Source organism: Prevotella sp. P6B1, from assembly GCF_000702825.1.
Classification (GTDB): domain Bacteria; phylum Bacteroidota; class Bacteroidia; order Bacteroidales; family Bacteroidaceae; genus Prevotella.
Map to the genome: position 1 here is coordinate 238933 of NZ_JNKF01000012.1, position 16456 is coordinate 255388.

The window sequence follows — 16456 nt, forward strand, 5'->3', positions numbered from 1 at the left end:
AACGGCCCGGTGCTATAACAAGCATCGGGTTTTTATTGCACAAAACACTCGATTTGTGCACATTCGGTGTATTTTTGTGCATTTTATTTGGCTGTATGCATAAAAAAGTGTATTTTTGCAGCCGATTTTGAAATTTCATTCACATTATTAAAAATATGGCTTTAAAGATTGTTGTGCTGGCCAAGCAAGTGCCAGACACCCGAAACGTGGGTAAGGACGCCATGACTGCCGAAGGCACCGTAAACCGTGCAGCCCTGCCCGCCATCTTCAATCCAGAAGATTTGAACGCCCTGGAGCAGGCCCTTCGTCTGAAGGAGCAGAACCCAGGCTCAACAGTAGGAATCCTCACGATGGGTCCTCCACGTGCAGGTGAAATCATCCGTCAGGGATTATATCGTGGCGCTGATACTGGTTGGTTGCTTACCGACCGTCTCTTCGCTGGTGCTGATACCCTCGCTACATCTTATGCGTTGGCTACTGCCATCAAGAAGATTGGCGATGTCGACATCGTAATCGGTGGTCGCCAGGCTATCGACGGTGATACCGCTCAGGTAGGTCCTCAGGTGGCTCAGAAGCTGGGTCTCAACCAGGTTACTTATGCTGAGGAGGTTCTCTCAGTAAAGGATGGCAAGGCTACCATCAAGCGTGTCATCGACGGTGGTGTGGAGACTGTAGAGGCTCCTCTGCCTGTTGTTATCACCGTTAACGGAAGCGCTGCTCCTTGTCGCCCCCAGAATGCTAAGCTGGTGATGAAGTACAAGCGCGCTACTTGTCCTATGGAGCGTCCTGCCGAGGGCACACCATACGACTATCTGTACGACGAGCGCCCTGAGCTCACACTGAACCAGTGGAGCGTGGCCGACGTGGATGGCGATGTAAACCAGTGTGGTCTGAATGGCTCACCTACCAAGGTTAAGGCCATCAAGAACATCGTGTTCCAGGCTAAGGAGTCGAAGACTTTGACGGCTTCTGATGCTGATATCGAGGGAATGATCAAAGAATTGTTGGACGAAAAAATCATTGGCTGATATGAATTTCTGGAGCAGCGAATGCCATCAAGCTTGCTTGAATGGCTGAGTCGCGACAGAAATCTATAATTCGAAGAATTATGAACAACGTATTTGTATATTGCGAAATTGAAGGTACTCAGGTACAGGAAGTATCTCAGGAGCTGTTGACCAAGGGTCGCAAGCTCGCCAATGAACTCAAGGTTGAGCTCCACGCCATTGTTGCCGGTACTGGCATCAAGGGTAAGGTTGAGGATCAGATTCTGCCTTACGGTGTCGATAAGCTGTTTGTTTTCGACGCTAAGGACCTGTTCCCTTACACCTCAGCTCCTCACACTGATATTCTGGTTAACCTCTTCAAAGAGGAGCAGCCACAGATCTGTCTGATGGGTGCTACCGTTATCGGTCGCGACCTCGGTCCACGTGTATCGTCATCACTGACCTCTGGTCTGACTGCCGACTGCACAGAACTGGAGATTGGTCCTTTCGAGGATAAGAAGAACAACAAGACATACGAGAACCTGCTTTATCAGATTCGTCCTGCCTTCGGTGGTAACATCGTAGCTACCATCGTTAACCCCGACCACCGTCCACAGATGGCTACAGTACGCTCTGGCGTGATGCAGAAGGCTCTGTACGATGGTGAGTGCCGCAAGGAGGTTGTTTATCCTGAGGTAAGCAAGTATGTAAGCCCCGAGGCTTTCGTAGTAAAGGTGCTCGACCACCACGTAGAAGCTGCTAAGCACAACCTGAAGGGTGCGCCTATCGTTGTAGCCGGTGGTTACGGTATGGGCTGCAAGGAGAACTTCGACCAGCTGTTCGAGCTCGCAAAGGTTCTGCATGGTGAGGTTGGTGGTTCTCGTGCCGCTGTTGATGCTGGCTGGTTGGATCACGACCGTCAGATTGGTCAGACTGGTGTTACCGTTCACCCCAAGGTGTACATCGCCTGTGGTATCTCTGGACAGATTCAGCACATCGCTGGTATGCAGGATTCTGGTATCATCATCTCTGTCAACAGCGATCCCGATGCACCTATCAACAAGATTGCCGACTACGTCATCGTTGGCACCGTTGAGGAGGTTGTTCCAAAGTTAATTAAGTACTATAAGCAGAATAGCAAATAATTATGGCAAACTATTATAGCGATCATCCTGAGATCGGGTTCTACTTGAACCACCCCCTGATGGCTCGTATCGTTGAGCTGAAGGAAAAAGGCTTTGCTGATGCAAAGGAATATGACTATGCCCCCGTTGACCTGGGCGATGCCATCGAGAACTACAAGCAGATTCTCGACATCACTGGCGACGTGGCTGCCAATATCATCGAGCCAAACTCTGAGAGCGTTGACCTCGAAGGTCCACACCTTGAGAACGGTCGTATGATCTACGCCTCTAAGACTTACGAGAACCTCGACGCCACCCGTAAGGCTGGTCTGTGGGGTGTATCAATGCCTCGCCGTTATGGCGGTCTGAACCTGCCTAACGCAGTATTCTCGATGCTCTCTGAGATGATTTCTGCTGCTGATGCCGGTTTCCAGAACATCTGGAGCCTGCAGAGCTGTATCGATACCCTCTATGAATTCGGTTCTGAGGAGCAGCGCCAGAAGTACATCCCCCGCGTTTGCGCCGGTGAGGGTATGAGTATGGACCTGACTGAGCCTGATGCCGGTTCTGACCTGCAGCGCGTGATGCTGAAGGCTACCTTCGACGAGAAGGAGAACTGCTGGCGTCTGAACGGTGTGAAGCGTTTCATCACCAATGGTGACAGCGACATCCACCTTGTGCTGGCTCGTTCTGAGGAAGGCACGAAGGATGGACGTGGTCTGTCTATGTTCATCTACGACAAGCGCCAGGGCGGTGTTGACGTACGTCACATCGAGCACAAGCTGGGTATCCACGGCTCACCTACCTGTGAGCTCACCTATAAGAACGCTAAGGCAGAGCTCTGCGGTAGCACACGTCTGGGTCTGATCAAGTATGTGATGGCTCTGATGAATGGTGCCCGTCTGGGTATCGCCGCACAGAGTGTAGGTGTTGAGCAGGAGGCTTACAACGAGGGTCTGGCTTACGCTAAGGAGCGTCAGCAGTTCGGTGATAAGATCATCAACTTCCCCGCTGTTTACGATATGCTCTCTCGCATGAAGGCCAAGCTCGATGCTGGTCGTTCACTGCTGTACGAGACAGCCGCGTATGTGGATATCTACAAGTGCCTCGAGGATATCGAGCGCGACCGCAAGCTCACTCCCGAGGAGAAGCAGGAACTGAAGAAGTACCAGCGCCTGGCCGATGCCTTCACACCACTGGCCAAGGGTATGAACTCTGAGTACGCCAACCAGAACGCTTACGATGCCATCAGCATCCACGGTGGTTCAGGTTTCATCATGGAGTACAAGAGCCAGCGCCTGTTCCGCGACGCCCGTATCTTCTCTATCTACGAGGGTACCACTCAGTTGCAGGTTGTAGCTGCTATCCGCTACATCACCAACGGCACTATGCTCAACAACATCAAGGACATGCTGGCTGCACTGCCTGCTGAGGCTAACGCTGCTCTCAAGGCCCGTGTCGAAAAGCTCATCCCCGTTTACGAGGAGGCTCTCGCTGCTGTTAAGGCTCTCGACAATCAGGATGCTCACGACTTCCTGGCTCGCCGTCTCTACGACATGACAGCCGAGCTGGTAATGAGCCTGCTCATCCTGCGCGACGCAACCAAGGCCCCAGAGCTCTTCGAGAAGAGCGCTAACGTATACGTTCGCATGGCCGAAGAGGATGTTCTCGGTAAGAGCGCATACATCAAGGCCTTCCAGGTTGAGGATCTTGCTAATTTCCGCGCCGCTGAAGAAGAGGTTGCAGAGTAAGCAATCCCCATATAACAAAAAAATGAGCATCCCGAAAAAGGATGCTCATTTTATATTTGGTTTATCGTAACTGCCTATAATCAGGCACCTACTCAAGCGCACTCTTAATCGTCTCGACAATATACTTTACGTCATCTTCACTGACACACGGGCCAGAAGGTAGACACATACCTATCTTAAACAAAGCTTCTGATACGCCGTTAACATACGCAGGTGCCGATGCATAAACTGGCTGCTTATGCATAGGTTTCCACAATGGACGTGCCTCGATATTGGCTTGATTCATAAATTCTCGCAGTGCCTCTACATTATCATTTGGCTGACAATCAGTCGTAGGCGAAGATGCTGCATGAATCACACCTGCTGCTCCGCCGACAGCACCTGTCACAATAGTCTTGTAAGCATTTTCTTGCCCTTTTATTCTTAACTCCGGATCAAGCGTAATTGTACACAGCCAATAGTTACTGTCATATTCCCCTGTGTTTGGTTGAGCGTGGACGTGAATGCCGTTCACGTCAGCCAACAACTCCTCGTACATCTTCTGAACATGCTTGTGATGAGTCAAATGATCCTCAGCTACTGTCATCTGACCACGCCCGATGCCCGCACAGATATTGCTCATACGATAGTTGTACCCTATCTTCTCGTGCTGGTAGTAAGGATAGCTTTCGCGGTACTGTGTGGCATACATCATAATCTCTCGCCACTCAGCATCGTTGGCAGTAATCAGCGCACCACCACCAGAGGTCGTAATCATCTTATTACCATTGAAACTCAGCACACCATACTTTCCGAAGGTCCCAAGCACCCGACCCTTATATCGTGAGCCGAATCCCTCAGCAGCATCCTCCACAACTGGTATGCCGTATCTATCCGCAATTTCCATAATTTCGTCAATCCGATATGGCATACCATACAAGGCCACAGGCACGATGGCCTTCGGTTTCTTGCCCGTCTTGGCGATGCGGTCTTTGATGGTCTCTTCCATCAGTTCCGGATCCATATTCCATGTATCGGGTTCCGAATCGATGAATACAGGCGTTGCTCCAAGATACGTCACTGGGTGCGCTGAAGCACAAAAAGTAAAGCTCTGAGTAATCACCTCATCACCCGGCCCTACCCCACAGTTCAACAGCGCAAGGTGGACAGCAGCAGTTCCTGACGAAAGCGCCACTACTCTCTTAGAGAAGGACTCGTATCTTCCTTCTTCCTTCACCTCTCTTACATCCGATACAAATGTCTCGAGGTCCTTCTCAAACCCATCCACATTAGGTCCAAGAGGCACCACCCAGTTTGTATCAAAAGCCTCTTTGATATACTTCTGTTCAAGTCCTTCATCCGACATATGCGCCAGACAAAGATATATTCTTTTTCTTTCCATTATATTTCAGATTTCTTTTAGTCCTATTTACTTTTAAATACAGGCTAATAAGGGAGTGAAGAAAACTCTCCCCCACACGATACCTCAACAGAGTTCTCGTGGCTGTAAGGAGCAATATCCCGTTTAGATCTTTTCTTGCAGAAAACTCCTTTTTGAACTTTTTGGTACTTTGTGCAAAAGAAGGAATCTTCGGATTGTTGATATAGTGGTAACAGATACTGCGCGTATAACATTTTGCCTCCCTTCGACTATCATTTTCTGTGAAATGATTCGCAATTTCTTCATATATGACACTAAAGTGTCGAGCCTTCTCTGCCTTGTCCAGACCTGTTGTAATAGAGCGAGGGCGCCTATAATAGATATAGGTCATGTCAGGAATGGCATAAAAATGTCGAAGATATTTCACGGCATAGAAAAACCACAAAATGTCTTCATACAAAAGTCCTTCCTTAAAATACAACTGGTTTTGATGCAGGAAGTCTTTCTTTATAAGCTTATTCCACATATAAACATTTATACCCTTCTTTCTAAACCAATAATCTCTGACGGCCTCCAAGGAAGACAGTTCAATATCCGTTCCTTTTTTGCATGGTGATAGGTTCGGGGGTGTAGGAGAGCCCTCCGTACAACGAACATAGCCTCCCATTACCATCTCAATAGATGTATCCTTCAAGACTGGTCTTACCAGTTTCTCAATGCAATCTGCAGTCAATTCATCGTCACTGTCAAAGAAGAATAAATAATCACCTGTAGCCGCTTGTAATCCGGTATTCCTGGCTGCAGACAGCCCTCGGTTCTTCTCGTGATGAAGAACAGAAAACCGAATAGGTCCTTGATAATCGGCAATGAGACGCTCACATTTCTCAATACTATCATCGGGGGTGGCATCATCCACAATAATACACTCGATGTTTGAATAAGTCTGGTTCATCACAGACCTGATACAACGTCCAATATAGGCAGAAACGCCATACACAGGTATGATGATTGATATATTAATTATGTCCATTAAATGCTTCTATAGTAGCTGATTCTCCTGATTCGTTGTTGATATCAGCTCGTTTAACAACCTTCATTATAGTTATCCATATTACCTTTAAATCAGTCAATAATGTGCAATGATCCACATACCACACATCCAACTTAAACTTCTCTTCCCAACTAATATTATTCCTTCCATGGCACTGTGCCCAGCCACTGATGCCAGGACGCACCTCATGGCGGCGCATCTGCTCTGCACTATATAATGGCAGATATTTCACCAACAAAGGTCTCGGTCCTATCAGAGCCATATCGCCTTTCAGCACGTTTATCAACTGTGGCAATTCGTCAATCGATGTTGATCTTACAAATTTACCCACCTTTGTCAAGCGCTGTGCATCTGGTAGCAAATTACCATTCGCGTCACGTTCATCCGTCATAGTCTTAAACTTGACAACCTTGAATATCTTCGCATCTTTACCCGGTCGTTCTTGAAAGAAAAACGCTCCAGCCCCCTTATTGGCAAAATGTAACCAGATGGTTACAACCAACAGAATCGGGGAAATGCAGACTAAAGCAATAAGCGAGATACAAAAGTCCAGCACTCGCTTAAAGAAATGTTTATACATATTTTATTTATAGATTCACCACATTCACTTTTCCCCAATCTATCAACCTATCCGCCTCTCCGACACTCACAAACTCATGTTCCGTCAGCAGTTGCTGCAGCTTGCCGTAAGCATCTCCTTTTCCTATATTCATCTTCACATAGCGAACAATTCTGTTCTTCAGTGTGCCCGGTTCTTTGAAATTCTCCTCATACTCAGCCTTACTCTTGAATTCGAATCTGTGATGAATCAAGTCGTTTAGGTGGAAATAGCAGATATTATAGTCACGCTGCTTCATGGTCTTCGACACCAGCCAATAAGGCAACAGCCTGAAAAAACCGCCACCTGAATAAGCCATATTTTTTCCCAGAATTGACGTCAGGCTAATGGGATATTCTTTTAATGTAGCACCCTCGTGCTTGATGATGCAGGGCGTGTCCTGAGGGAAGGCCTTATAGCCTCCGAAATCCCGCGAAGTTGGGAAGATGGAGGCATCACTCTCTATGCCACAGTCAGCCAGCACATTGACAGCCCACTTGTTCTGATGAGTAATGGAAAAGGCAGGTGCACGATAGCTCACCACTTTCTTTCCTATTACGTTCTCCAGAGCTTTCAGTGCCTCTTGGGTATCTTTCAGCAGTTGCTCTTCATTCATCTTGTCCAGCCAGACGTGCTCGTTGGAGTGGCAGCCCACCTCATGTCCGCGCCTTGCTATCTCACGAACCACTTGCGGGAAGTCTGTTGCCAGCTTACCTAAGCAGAAACACGTTGCCTTAATATTTAATCTGTCAAGTTCGTCTAAGACCTTTGCAAAGGCCTCGTCGAACTGTTGGTATCTGAAAGCCCTGCCGTCGTGCAGTATCTTCTCCAAATACCACTCCTCTACATCAAATGTCAGTATATTCACTTGTCTCTCGATTTTTGAAAATCTCCATACAACCTTGCTGCTAATTTGTCATCAACCCCACAAATCTTTTCGATTCCGAACTTCTTGCGGAAAGCATCTGAATGGGCCCTGTGCTTCTCCACATATTCGTCGAAGCTGCAGATACGTCTTGCGGGAACGCCTGCATAAACCGAATTGTCGGGAATGTCTTTGTTGACCAGACTGCCAGCACCGATGATGACATTATTGCCAATGCGTGTATTATACAATATCCGTGTACCCGCACCGACAAACACATTGTTCATGATTTCAATGCAACCAACCTTCTCCATGAATTTACGCCCCCCGTTTTGGTTATTGAGCAATAAATGGATTGCATCATGGGTAGTAAAATGAACATCCGTGGCAATAATCACATTGTCGTGTATAAAAATAAGGTTTGAATACAATGGAACCTTTTTAATGTTTACAATACAATTTCTCCCCACATGTCCGAAGAGACGAAACAGTTTTATTACCGTCATCCTAATGCTGAGACTTGGAGTTGCAGACAGAACCGCACTAAATAAGAGTCTTTTATTTCTGTTCATATTTCTGTTACTTCGAAAAATATATACTTCTTCTATTCTTTGCTCGCATCCGGGCTTTCAGGAGCAGACCTTTCTGGTATCTCTTTGACAACTTTGGCCGGACGACCTGTTGCAATAGTCCATGCCGGAATGTCTTTTGTCACTAACGATCCGGCACCTATAATGGCTCCTTCTCCAATAGTCACACCTGGCATAACGAAAGATTCCATTCCGACAAGTGAGCCTTTGCACAGATGTATTGGTTTCAGCTTATACCCTAATTTGGCATAATCGTCACCAACACAATAATGACTCAAATCACGCTGATGGCACAAAAGCCTTGTACCTCCGGCGATGTGCGCATGGTCATCAATATAGATTAAGTCCGCATGTCCGGCATCAATTCTCACGTTATCGCCGACAAATATGTCCTTGCCAACATGACAGCCTATCTTCTTCAACACCCAGGGTCTGATCTTGCGAGGCTCCAATGGTGCCAGCAACCATGAATTCATCATAAATTTAAGCAAGAAATCATCGCGATAGGTCTTACAAACCCGTTTAAATACTTGCCATAACGAAACCTGCCCATACTCTTCTTCAGAATAATTTAGCCCAATTTTCCTTAACATCCTATAAGTAACACTCAATTTTTCCATAATCGTACTATTTCCTAAACTTGGCGTAATTCTTCAATCGTAGAAGCATCTATTTCTATAGACTGAACGGATTATAGCAATCTAGCCGAGGACGACCATATCGGGGATCACCATCGGCTTCGTCTTCAGCAGCATCGTGCCCCAGCTGAGACCGAGGCCGAAGCTTGAACCAAGGATGGTGGCAGGTTCCTTGCGCAGTTTGTCAGCGATGCGCGTCACCATCAGCGAAGGGATGCTGGCACCACCAAGGTTGCCGAACTCCTCGAGATTGTAGGGGCACTTCTCTATAGGCAGCTTCAGCTTCTTCACCACACGATCGACAATCATCTTGTTCGCCTGGTGAATCAGGAAGTAGTCGATGTCCGTATTGCGGTTGATGTTGTAATCTGCCATGAACTGCTCTACCGACTTAGGCGGACGGCTAATGGCAAACGAAAACACGTTCATGCCATTGATCATCGTATGTATAGGGGCGCGTACGATGCCGTTGCCGAAGTCCTCATACTCAAAACTCTCCGGCGTGGCCGGATGGCGGAAGCCGCCGTGAGGTGTCATCAGTGCTTCATACCCTTTACCCAGTGTATGGAAGTCGATGACGATGTCGTTGGCTGTCTCATCATATTCTAAGGCGAGTGCTGTTCCGCCGTCGCCGAAGAGGGGCACGCGGCTCTTGTCCTTCATCGAGCCCATCCTTAAGGCGGTGTCACCCACCAACACCAAGGCACGTTTGATCTGCCCTGTCGTCATCAGGTTGCCAGCAACGGTAATGGCATACATGCACCCGCAGCATCCCATCGGGATATCCACACAGAAGCAGTCCTCACTCAGCCCCATGCGATACTGAAGCAGGCAGGATGTCGGAGGCGTGCGATAGTCACCTGTCACCGACTCGAAGATGAGTGCGTTGATGCTCTCCTTCTCCCATCCCAACTCTTCCAACAGTTTCTCACCTGCCGCCTGACACATGTCTGAGGCGCACATCGTGTCCGGTGCGATATGACGGCTCTTGATGCCGACGGTCTTGTCAAAGACATCGGCCTCCTCCTGTGTAAACAGGTCTATCTCGGCCGTCTTCACCGTGTGCTCTGGCACCGCCATCGCCACTCCGGCGATGTTTACGTTCTTTATTTCCCAGCGTGCCATTATAGCTCAACGTCGTATTTCTTCAACAACTCCTTGCCTTTTGCGTATGAGGTCATCTCCATGATGTCCTCAGGATCGAACATGATGTCGAAGGCCTCCTCAAACTGGGCTATCAGGCTCAATTGATGCACAGAGTCCCACTCACCTACCGTTTCCTTACCATAGTTGTCATTTAGGTCTTCAGCCTTTGCGCCGAACACCTCTACAAAAGCGTTGTTGTACTTTTCTATATTCTCCATATTTTTACCTTTTTACTCTTTTACTTTTCATTTAGTTTTGCATATAATATTTTGCCAGCTTCATTCTTAGGTATCTCCGGGATGACACGTATCTCGAACGACGAAGCGACAAGTTTGAGCCGCGCAACCAGTTCCTCTTTCACATTATCTTTATTATTCTCGTCGGTGAGATAAACAATCATCTTCTCGTCTGTGCCCACACAGGCGCATTCCAGCCCGGTGAACTTGCCTTTGACGATACGCTCGCACTCGTCCAGTCCGACACGCATGCCGAAGAGCTTCAGGAATCTGCCCATGCGGCCTACGATATAGAAGCAGCCATCCTCATCGAAATAGGCCAGGTCACCTGTGCGGATGAACCCATGACGCTCATCACCAAGGAGCAAGTCCTCACGCTTGCGGGCATAGCCCATCGTCACGTTCTTGCCACGATAGCACATCTCGCCCTCCGTATTCGGAGTAGCAATGAGATGACCGTCCATGTCTATCAGCGACAGTTCTCCGTTGGGTACGGCGATACCGATGCTGCCCACTTTCTCTATCGCCCACTTGGCCGGCAGCCACGCCATGCGGGCCGTACACTCCGACTGGCCGTAGGTGGCGATCCACTGGCGGCCGGTATCACGGCACCACTCCGCAAACTTCAGGTTCAGTTCGCGCGGCATCCGTCCCCCGCCCTGCGTCAGCAGCTTCAGGTCGGGCAGGTCCATGCGGAAGATGCGCATCAAGTTCAGTATCTCGAAGCTATAAGGCACACCCGTGAAGCTCGTAGCACGCTCCTCCTTCATAAAATTCCAGAAGTTACGGTCTGTCATGCTCAGATTCGTAATCAGCACCGTGGCTCCCACATAGAAGTGGCTGAACACCATCGAGAGGCCCATCGTATAGTATAGCGGTAGCACCATCAGCGGGCGGTCTTTCTCCGTCAGTTCAAAGAACGTGGAGATATTCAGGGCTGCCGCTTCAATATTATCAAATTTGTGGCGTACTAACTTCGGACTGCCCGTACTGCCTGATGTCGGCAACAAATGCGACAACTCGTCGTTCATCGGACAAGTCTCATGCCCTGTCTTCATCAATGTATAGCCATAACATGTAGCAATTGTATCATAACGGAATTTCTCTGCCATCCCTTCTGGTACACAAACAAATGGCGGTTGATAGAGCTCATATAGGCTCTTATATAGTCCTTCATCCAGATGTGCATTCAGTATCAACGGCACATTCCCTGCACAGATATTCCCAATCGTCCAAGCTATTCCACCGACATTATTCTCCACGAGTAGAAATACCAGCGACCGCGAAGGCATCAGATGCTCTGCCTGTTCCGCAAAGTTCCGCAACTCACCATATGTCAATTGTTCCCCCTGCGAGTCAATCGCCGCAACTGCCTCCTTCTTCCATCTGTCCAGATTCAGAATCATCTTCAATTTTCAATTATCAATTGTCAATTGTCAATTAGATTGATGCACATCCATTTACCCCAAGTATCTCGCCTGAGATATAACTTGCCCTGTCGGAAGCCAAGAATGCACAAGCATTCGCGACATCTTCCGGAGTTCCCAAACGTCCCAGTCCTATTCGTGAGATACGCTGATCAATCTTTGCCCCATCACTCTCATAGAGCTCAGCAAAACGTTCCGTCTTTACAATGCCAGGAGCAACGGCATTTACGCGGATGCCCTGCGGAGCCAACTCCTTGGCTGCAGACTTAGTGAACGAGATGATGGCTCCTTTCGTAGCAGAATAGGCTGACTGTCCAGGAGAGCCAAGAACAGCTGTCACTGAGGCTATATTCACGATGGAACCACCTCCATTGCGCGCCATCAAGCGCGAACAAAGCTGCACCATCTCAATGACAGCTATCACGTTGATGCGGAACATCAGTTCTGTTTCTTGTCTGACTATCATGCCTATCTTCTTGTTGAATACGACTCCGGCGTTATTCACCAATGCATCAATACGCTTCTCAGCTTTGAAAATAGCCATGAAGGCATTCTTCACAGCCGCAGCATCCGATACATCAAAATACATTGGAATAATGTGTGTGCTATTTCGCTCTGAGCATTCTTTTGCCCATTCATCCATGCTGCCTTCACGCAAATCACAGGCATAGACAATGGCCCCATCAGTGGCAAAACGCTCGGCAATACCTTTTCCGATTCCCTGGGCTGCACCAGTGATGATACATACCTTATTTGAAAGACTTCTTTCCATCATCTTTATTTGCTATTTACATTTTTCGAAACATCTATCACATCCTTTTGGCCAGTAACGTGTGGCAGGTATTTCTTCATCAGCGGAATAATGAGCTGATAGCTGAACATGACCACCCCTAATACGATAAAGGCCATGATAGGTTTGGGCAAATCCACCTTTCGCGACAGAGGCATGAATACCTGAAGAAGGAGACCGTGAGTACACAATATAATCAGGGAGTATCGTCCCCAATAAGTAATAAAAGGCAAATCCTTCAACAACTTGGCCGTAAAGATACTCCCCATAGTGCCCGTTATGCCACACACATACACCAAAATGGGATGAAGCTGAAAGCGGTTTGACATCCAACCGCTGTGCCCACCTACATAGAAGGTTAGGGCGAAACACAATACGATAATGACAGGAAGATATTTGTCCCACCGGTTCGATGTGAATATATCGGTGTACTTATTGGACAGATAGCCCATGGCAAAAAAAGGCAGAGCCGACATGGCTGTGTCTGCAAAACCAGGAAGGTTGTAATGGTTACTGAAATACACCACACCTAAGAAGCCTATTGCAAAAGAAACAACGGTCAACGTGACTGCCTCGTATGTGGGATTTGAAGTCAAGTGTTTCGTGAGCACAAGTATGACATAGAAATAGATATTTATCAGAAAAAGCGCCCACAGGAACCAGATAGGGTTGTTGGCAAATTTCTCATCGGTGATAAAAGCCCAGAGGCCACTGATACCAAGCGACTGAGTAGCAGCAACAGTAAAACCAAAGAGGTTCAGAATGTTAGGCAAAACGAAGGACGTCGTCAAATAGAAAAATGCAAAGGGTATAAGCACCTTGTTCACTTTGCGGAGAAGAAAGCCCCCAAAACTCTCATACTCTTTGAAGAACAGCCCCGACAAAAAGAAATACAGGGGCATCAAAAACACGGGTAACAACTTGACAGCGTATGGCCTATCATGTTGATGTATGCAAATATGATACAGCACCACCAATATGATGGATAAGCCTTTAGCCAAATCTAAGTATTGTATTCTCTTATTAGCCATAAAAAGAAGTCTCTTCGTAACTATGAACTGTGAATTAGCCAAGCGTCATTCCTCCGTCAATCTTCAGAGCAGCACCTGTTACAAACGAGGAAGCATCTGACAACAAGTACACGATGCCATTAGCAATATCTTCTGGTTGTGCAAATCTTCGTAGTGGATAGTTTTGTTTCTCTTTTTCCTTTTGTTCTTCTGTAAATGAACCTATGAGTGCAGTCTCAACCATTCCAGGGTTCACACTGTTGCAACGAATCCCCTTAGGTCCGAACTCAAGTGCCACTGTGCGCATGAAGGCATCAATACCGCATTTGGTCGTGGCATAGATTCCATTACCAGGTGACACCCGATAGACACCTGCAGCTGAAGCAGTAAACACAATGGAGCCACCTTTCTTGACCTTCTTTTTCTTCAAGAGGGAACGGGTCAGAAGGATGGGCGCATTCAGGTTGATTTTCTGGATACGTGTTAGTTCCTCCTCTGTGATAAACTGAGTAAGGGTCAGCTTCATCACTCCTGCATTGCAGACCACACCATCTAATACCGGGCAAAAGTCAACCAATGCAGCCAACTGGTCTGCCTCTGTCAAATCTGCCGTAAAGCAGAGATTGGGTTCTGCCGACCGGGACTCCGGCAATGATTGCAGTGTGGCAGCAAGTGCCTCCTCACGAATATCCGTCAGAATTACTCTTGCTCCGAGTTTTATACAAGTGTTTGCCACAGCAGAGCCGATTCCACCGGCTCCGCCTGTAATCAAGATGGTCTTGCCGTCTAAAGAAAACGGATTGTACTGCGCCATTTATTCTGCCTTAGACTTCACCGTATTAAACAAGTCCTCGATGGTGACTGCCGACGACATGTCGTTGGCGTTCAGCGTCACACCGTATTCCTCATCGACCATGGCAATGATGCTCAGTGCAATCAGCGACGTGTACTCGTCCAGTTCGTGAAATACCGTATCCGGTTTAAGTTCACTCAGATCGGTGTCATCGAACTGTTCTGCAAAGTTCTCAATAAACTCTTTGATTTCCATAATTATTATATAATTGTTTAACTATTTCTGTGTGGACTCACATCAGTTTCTTCGCTGGATTTCCCATGACGGTCGTACCTGCCTTTACTTTCTTGAATACAAAGCTCAGAGCACCGACATGCGCTCCGGTCTCCACCACTACCTTATGGCTAATCACTGCCGAGGTGTGAATATTAACGTCGTCTTCCACCACTGTGCCTCCGACGCAGGTCACATGCGTATCGATGCGGTTCCAACTGCCTATCCTTGCATCATGTCCTATAACGGTATAAGCCTGTATCATGTTGTAGTCACCTACAACGGCGTCATTGCCGATGACCGTATAAGCCCCGACGAAGTTACCCTTTCCCAGTTTCGCGTTCGTAAGGATGCGCGCCGTCTGGTGAATGAGTTCCATGAACTCACCGCCACGGCAGATAATCTCCTCCATGCATGGCCGCCGAGCAGCCCCACCGATAGACGAGACGAACACATCGTCAGGCTGAGGCTGATAGTCACGGATGGTATCAATCACAGGCGGATAATTGGGGAATCCGTCCAGTGCTTTAAGGTTATCGTCAATAAACCCTTTGACCACAAAATTCTCTCCATAGCCGACACTCTCCAGTGCATTACTATACACCGTGCGGCCCATACCGCCTGCTCCGATAATTATTAGATTTTTCATTTATTGTTGCTTTTTTGCTTGATTACTTTTCCAAAGATTTCTTCCAGTTGTCCAACAATTGCCTTGGCAGAGAAGCGTTCCTGTATGTATGCCCTAATGGTCTCAGGTTGATACTTGTCAATCGTCGTTTCCATTTGCCTCATGGCTTTCGTCAGTAGCTCCACGTTGTCAATGTCGACCAACAAGCCATTATCAGAGTTGACAAAATGCTCTGGTCCGCCACAGGGTGTGGCAATAACAGGCAGTCCCATGGCCATGGCCTCAATATAAGCCACTCCGAAGGTCTCTCCTCGTGAGGGCAGCACAAAGGCATTGCTCTCGTTCATCAGGCTGACGATGGCTTGCTTGTCAAGCATACCCGTGAACCGAACACGGTCGGCTATGCCTAACTGTTCTGCCTGAGCATGCAGACGTTCGTTTTCTGTTCCACTACCTATGATAATGAGCTGTTCCTCGTTCTTGGACGAGCCAAGCGGCAAAGCCGATCGGTCAAGTTGGGCGAATGCCTCTATCAGCACGTCGTAGCCCTTTCTCTGAATCAGACTTCCCACGGCCAGCCACACAAAAGGCTTCGCGTTTTTTTTCGGGATAACAGGTTGTAAAAAAGCGTCGCTGACCATGTCAAAAACCACTTCGGCTTCCACACCGAAATGCCTCTTCATCTGTGCCTGCAGACTGGGCGACACAGCCAGCAGACGGTCGGCAAGTGTGTATGCCGTCCGACCCATTTGCATGAGCCTGGATGGTAATGTGGTCTTGTTCAACTCGCTCCAATGCTCTATGCCTACAATAGGGATTGCATACTTCTGTTTGACCAGGCGGAGTCTGGCCATGCAAAACATATAGTGGGCATAAATGACATCGGGTATTCCCTCTGCACGGAAAATCTTACGGCAGAGACGCAGCATCATCCGTTCAAACACAAAACGTTTCATCCGACTTGGTATCAGCTTGCCCGATAACAAAAAATAGATGTAGGCACTGATGGGGCCATCGCTGATGTGGCTGATGCCAAAAGTCTGATTTGAAGGGCGGAAGCGCATGTCCAACACGGCCACCGTCACACGATGCCCCATACCCACCAACGCTTCGGCTTGGTCTTTTTCGAAGCATCCCCATTGTGGGTCCTTGACGGTCGGATAACCGTGTGAAATAATCAATACGTGCAT

Annotated in this window: 18 protein-coding genes; 3 read left to right on the forward strand and 15 right to left on the reverse strand. The window is 47.9% G+C overall.

Annotated features, from left to right (window positions below; translation table 11 throughout):
* Positions 1–155: 155 nt before the first annotated feature.
* The 3 genes from T495_RS0107945 (at position 156) to T495_RS0107955 (ending at position 3861) form a co-directional block, all read left to right on the forward strand.
* Positions 156–1028, forward strand: a complete 873-nt coding sequence (locus T495_RS0107945) for an electron transfer flavoprotein subunit beta/FixA family protein (protein ID WP_028902129.1) — start codon at positions 156–158, stop codon at positions 1026–1028.
* Between the two features lie 80 nt (positions 1029–1108).
* The gene (locus T495_RS0107950; RefSeq protein ID WP_028902128.1) at positions 1109–2131 is read left to right on the forward strand and encodes an electron transfer flavoprotein subunit alpha/FixB family protein; all 1023 of its coding nucleotides are present in this window, start codon (positions 1109–1111) and stop codon (positions 2129–2131) included.
* Between the two features lie 2 nt (positions 2132–2133).
* Complete coding sequence (locus T495_RS0107955) at positions 2134–3861, forward strand: acyl-CoA dehydrogenase family protein (protein WP_033148249.1); 1728 nt, start codon at positions 2134–2136, stop codon at positions 3859–3861.
* An 88-nt stretch (positions 3862–3949) separates the two neighbouring features.
* Here the strand turns inward: T495_RS0107955 and T495_RS0107960 are convergent, their stop codons facing one another.
* The 15 genes from T495_RS0107960 to T495_RS0108030 form a co-directional block, all read right to left on the reverse strand.
* Entirely contained in the window at positions 3950–5242 is a 1293-nt protein-coding gene (locus tag T495_RS0107960; protein WP_033148250.1) for a DegT/DnrJ/EryC1/StrS aminotransferase family protein, read from the reverse strand.
* Entirely contained in the window at positions 5196–6251 is a 1056-nt protein-coding gene (locus tag T495_RS15200; RefSeq protein WP_081832055.1) for a glycosyltransferase, read from the reverse strand. Before T495_RS15200 ends, T495_RS0107960 begins: the two co-directional genes overlap by 47 nt.
* Positions 6238–6852 (reverse strand): sugar transferase, encoded by a 615-nt coding sequence (locus tag T495_RS0107970; RefSeq protein WP_033148251.1) that lies wholly within the window; start codon positions 6850–6852, stop codon positions 6238–6240. The genes T495_RS15200 and T495_RS0107970 overlap by 14 nt, the downstream gene beginning before the upstream one ends.
* Positions 6853–6859: 7 nt before the next feature.
* Positions 6860–7738, reverse strand: coding sequence for a polysaccharide deacetylase family protein (locus T495_RS0107975; RefSeq protein WP_033148252.1), 879 nt, complete (start codon positions 7736–7738; stop codon positions 6860–6862).
* Positions 7735–8307: an acyltransferase gene (locus T495_RS0107980; RefSeq protein ID WP_051651930.1), complete on the reverse strand. Its 573-nt coding sequence runs from the start codon at positions 8305–8307 to the stop codon at positions 7735–7737. The genes T495_RS0107975 and T495_RS0107980 overlap by 4 nt, the downstream gene beginning before the upstream one ends.
* Positions 8308–8339: 32 nt before the next feature.
* The gene (locus tag T495_RS0107985) at positions 8340–8945 is read right to left on the reverse strand and encodes a DapH/DapD/GlmU-related protein (RefSeq protein WP_033148253.1); all 606 of its coding nucleotides are present in this window, start codon (positions 8943–8945) and stop codon (positions 8340–8342) included.
* An 81-nt stretch (positions 8946–9026) separates the two neighbouring features.
* Entirely contained in the window at positions 9027–10088 is a 1062-nt protein-coding gene (locus T495_RS0107990; protein ID WP_033148254.1) for a ketoacyl-ACP synthase III, read from the reverse strand.
* Positions 10088–10327: a phosphopantetheine-binding protein gene (locus T495_RS0107995; protein ID WP_033148255.1), complete on the reverse strand. Its 240-nt coding sequence runs from the start codon at positions 10325–10327 to the stop codon at positions 10088–10090. Before T495_RS0107995 ends, T495_RS0107990 begins: the two co-directional genes overlap by 1 nt.
* 20 nt (positions 10328–10347) lie before the next feature.
* Positions 10348–11751, reverse strand: coding sequence for an AMP-binding protein (locus tag T495_RS0108000; protein WP_033148256.1), 1404 nt, complete (start codon positions 11749–11751; stop codon positions 10348–10350).
* Between the two features lie 34 nt (positions 11752–11785).
* Positions 11786–12544: an SDR family NAD(P)-dependent oxidoreductase gene (locus T495_RS0108005; RefSeq protein ID WP_033148433.1), complete on the reverse strand. Its 759-nt coding sequence runs from the start codon at positions 12542–12544 to the stop codon at positions 11786–11788.
* Between the two features lie 5 nt (positions 12545–12549).
* Positions 12550–13593, reverse strand: a complete 1044-nt coding sequence (locus tag T495_RS0108010) for an acyltransferase family protein (protein WP_033148257.1) — start codon at positions 13591–13593, stop codon at positions 12550–12552.
* Positions 13594–13627: 34 nt separating this feature from the next.
* Positions 13628–14386, reverse strand: a complete 759-nt coding sequence (locus tag T495_RS0108015; protein WP_033148258.1) for an SDR family NAD(P)-dependent oxidoreductase — start codon at positions 14384–14386, stop codon at positions 13628–13630.
* Positions 14387–14620, reverse strand: a complete 234-nt coding sequence (locus T495_RS0108020) for an acyl carrier protein (protein ID WP_033148259.1) — start codon at positions 14618–14620, stop codon at positions 14387–14389.
* 37 nt (positions 14621–14657) lie between these two features.
* Entirely contained in the window at positions 14658–15287 is a 630-nt protein-coding gene (locus T495_RS0108025; protein WP_033148260.1) for a sialic acid O-acetyltransferase, read from the reverse strand.
* Positions 15284–16456 (reverse strand): glycosyltransferase, encoded by a 1173-nt coding sequence (locus tag T495_RS0108030; RefSeq protein WP_033148261.1) that lies wholly within the window; start codon positions 16454–16456, stop codon positions 15284–15286. The genes T495_RS0108025 and T495_RS0108030 overlap by 4 nt, the downstream gene beginning before the upstream one ends.

Coding starts and splice junctions, on each gene's coding strand:
- T495_RS0107945 (WP_028902129.1), top strand. CDS start 156: ATGGCTTTAAAGATTGTTGTGCTGGCCAAGCAAGTGCCAGACACCCGA.
- T495_RS0107950 (WP_028902128.1), top strand. CDS start 1,109: ATGAACAACGTATTTGTATATTGCGAAATTGAAGGTACTCAGGTACAG.
- T495_RS0107955 (WP_033148249.1), top strand. CDS start 2,134: ATGGCAAACTATTATAGCGATCATCCTGAGATCGGGTTCTACTTGAAC.
- T495_RS0107960 (WP_033148250.1), bottom strand. CDS start 5,242: ATGGAAAGAAAAAGAATATATCTTTGTCTGGCGCATATGTCGGATGAA.
- T495_RS15200 (WP_081832055.1), bottom strand. CDS start 6,251: ATGGACATAATTAATATATCAATCATCATACCTGTGTATGGCGTTTCT.
- T495_RS0107970 (WP_033148251.1), bottom strand. CDS start 6,852: ATGTATAAACATTTCTTTAAGCGAGTGCTGGACTTTTGTATCTCGCTT.
- T495_RS0107980 (WP_051651930.1), bottom strand. CDS start 8,307: ATGAACAGAAATAAAAGACTCTTATTTAGTGCGGTTCTGTCTGCAACT.
- T495_RS0107985 (WP_033148253.1), bottom strand. CDS start 8,945: ATGGAAAAATTGAGTGTTACTTATAGGATGTTAAGGAAAATTGGGCTA.
- T495_RS0107990 (WP_033148254.1), bottom strand. CDS start 10,088: ATGGCACGCTGGGAAATAAAGAACGTAAACATCGCCGGAGTGGCGATG.
- T495_RS0107995 (WP_033148255.1), bottom strand. CDS start 10,327: ATGGAGAATATAGAAAAGTACAACAACGCTTTTGTAGAGGTGTTCGGC.
- T495_RS0108000 (WP_033148256.1), bottom strand. CDS start 11,751: ATGATTCTGAATCTGGACAGATGGAAGAAGGAGGCAGTTGCGGCGATT.
- T495_RS0108005 (WP_033148433.1), bottom strand. CDS start 12,544: ATGGAAAGAAGTCTTTCAAATAAGGTATGTATCATCACTGGTGCAGCC.
- T495_RS0108010 (WP_033148257.1), bottom strand. CDS start 13,593: ATGGCTAATAAGAGAATACAATACTTAGATTTGGCTAAAGGCTTATCC.
- T495_RS0108015 (WP_033148258.1), bottom strand. CDS start 14,386: ATGGCGCAGTACAATCCGTTTTCTTTAGACGGCAAGACCATCTTGATT.
- T495_RS0108020 (WP_033148259.1), bottom strand. CDS start 14,620: ATGGAAATCAAAGAGTTTATTGAGAACTTTGCAGAACAGTTCGATGAC.
- T495_RS0108025 (WP_033148260.1), bottom strand. CDS start 15,287: ATGAAAAATCTAATAATTATCGGAGCAGGCGGTATGGGCCGCACGGTG.
- T495_RS0108030 (WP_033148261.1), bottom strand. CDS start 16,456: ATGCACGTATTGATTATTTCACACGGTTATCCGACCGTCAAGGACCCA.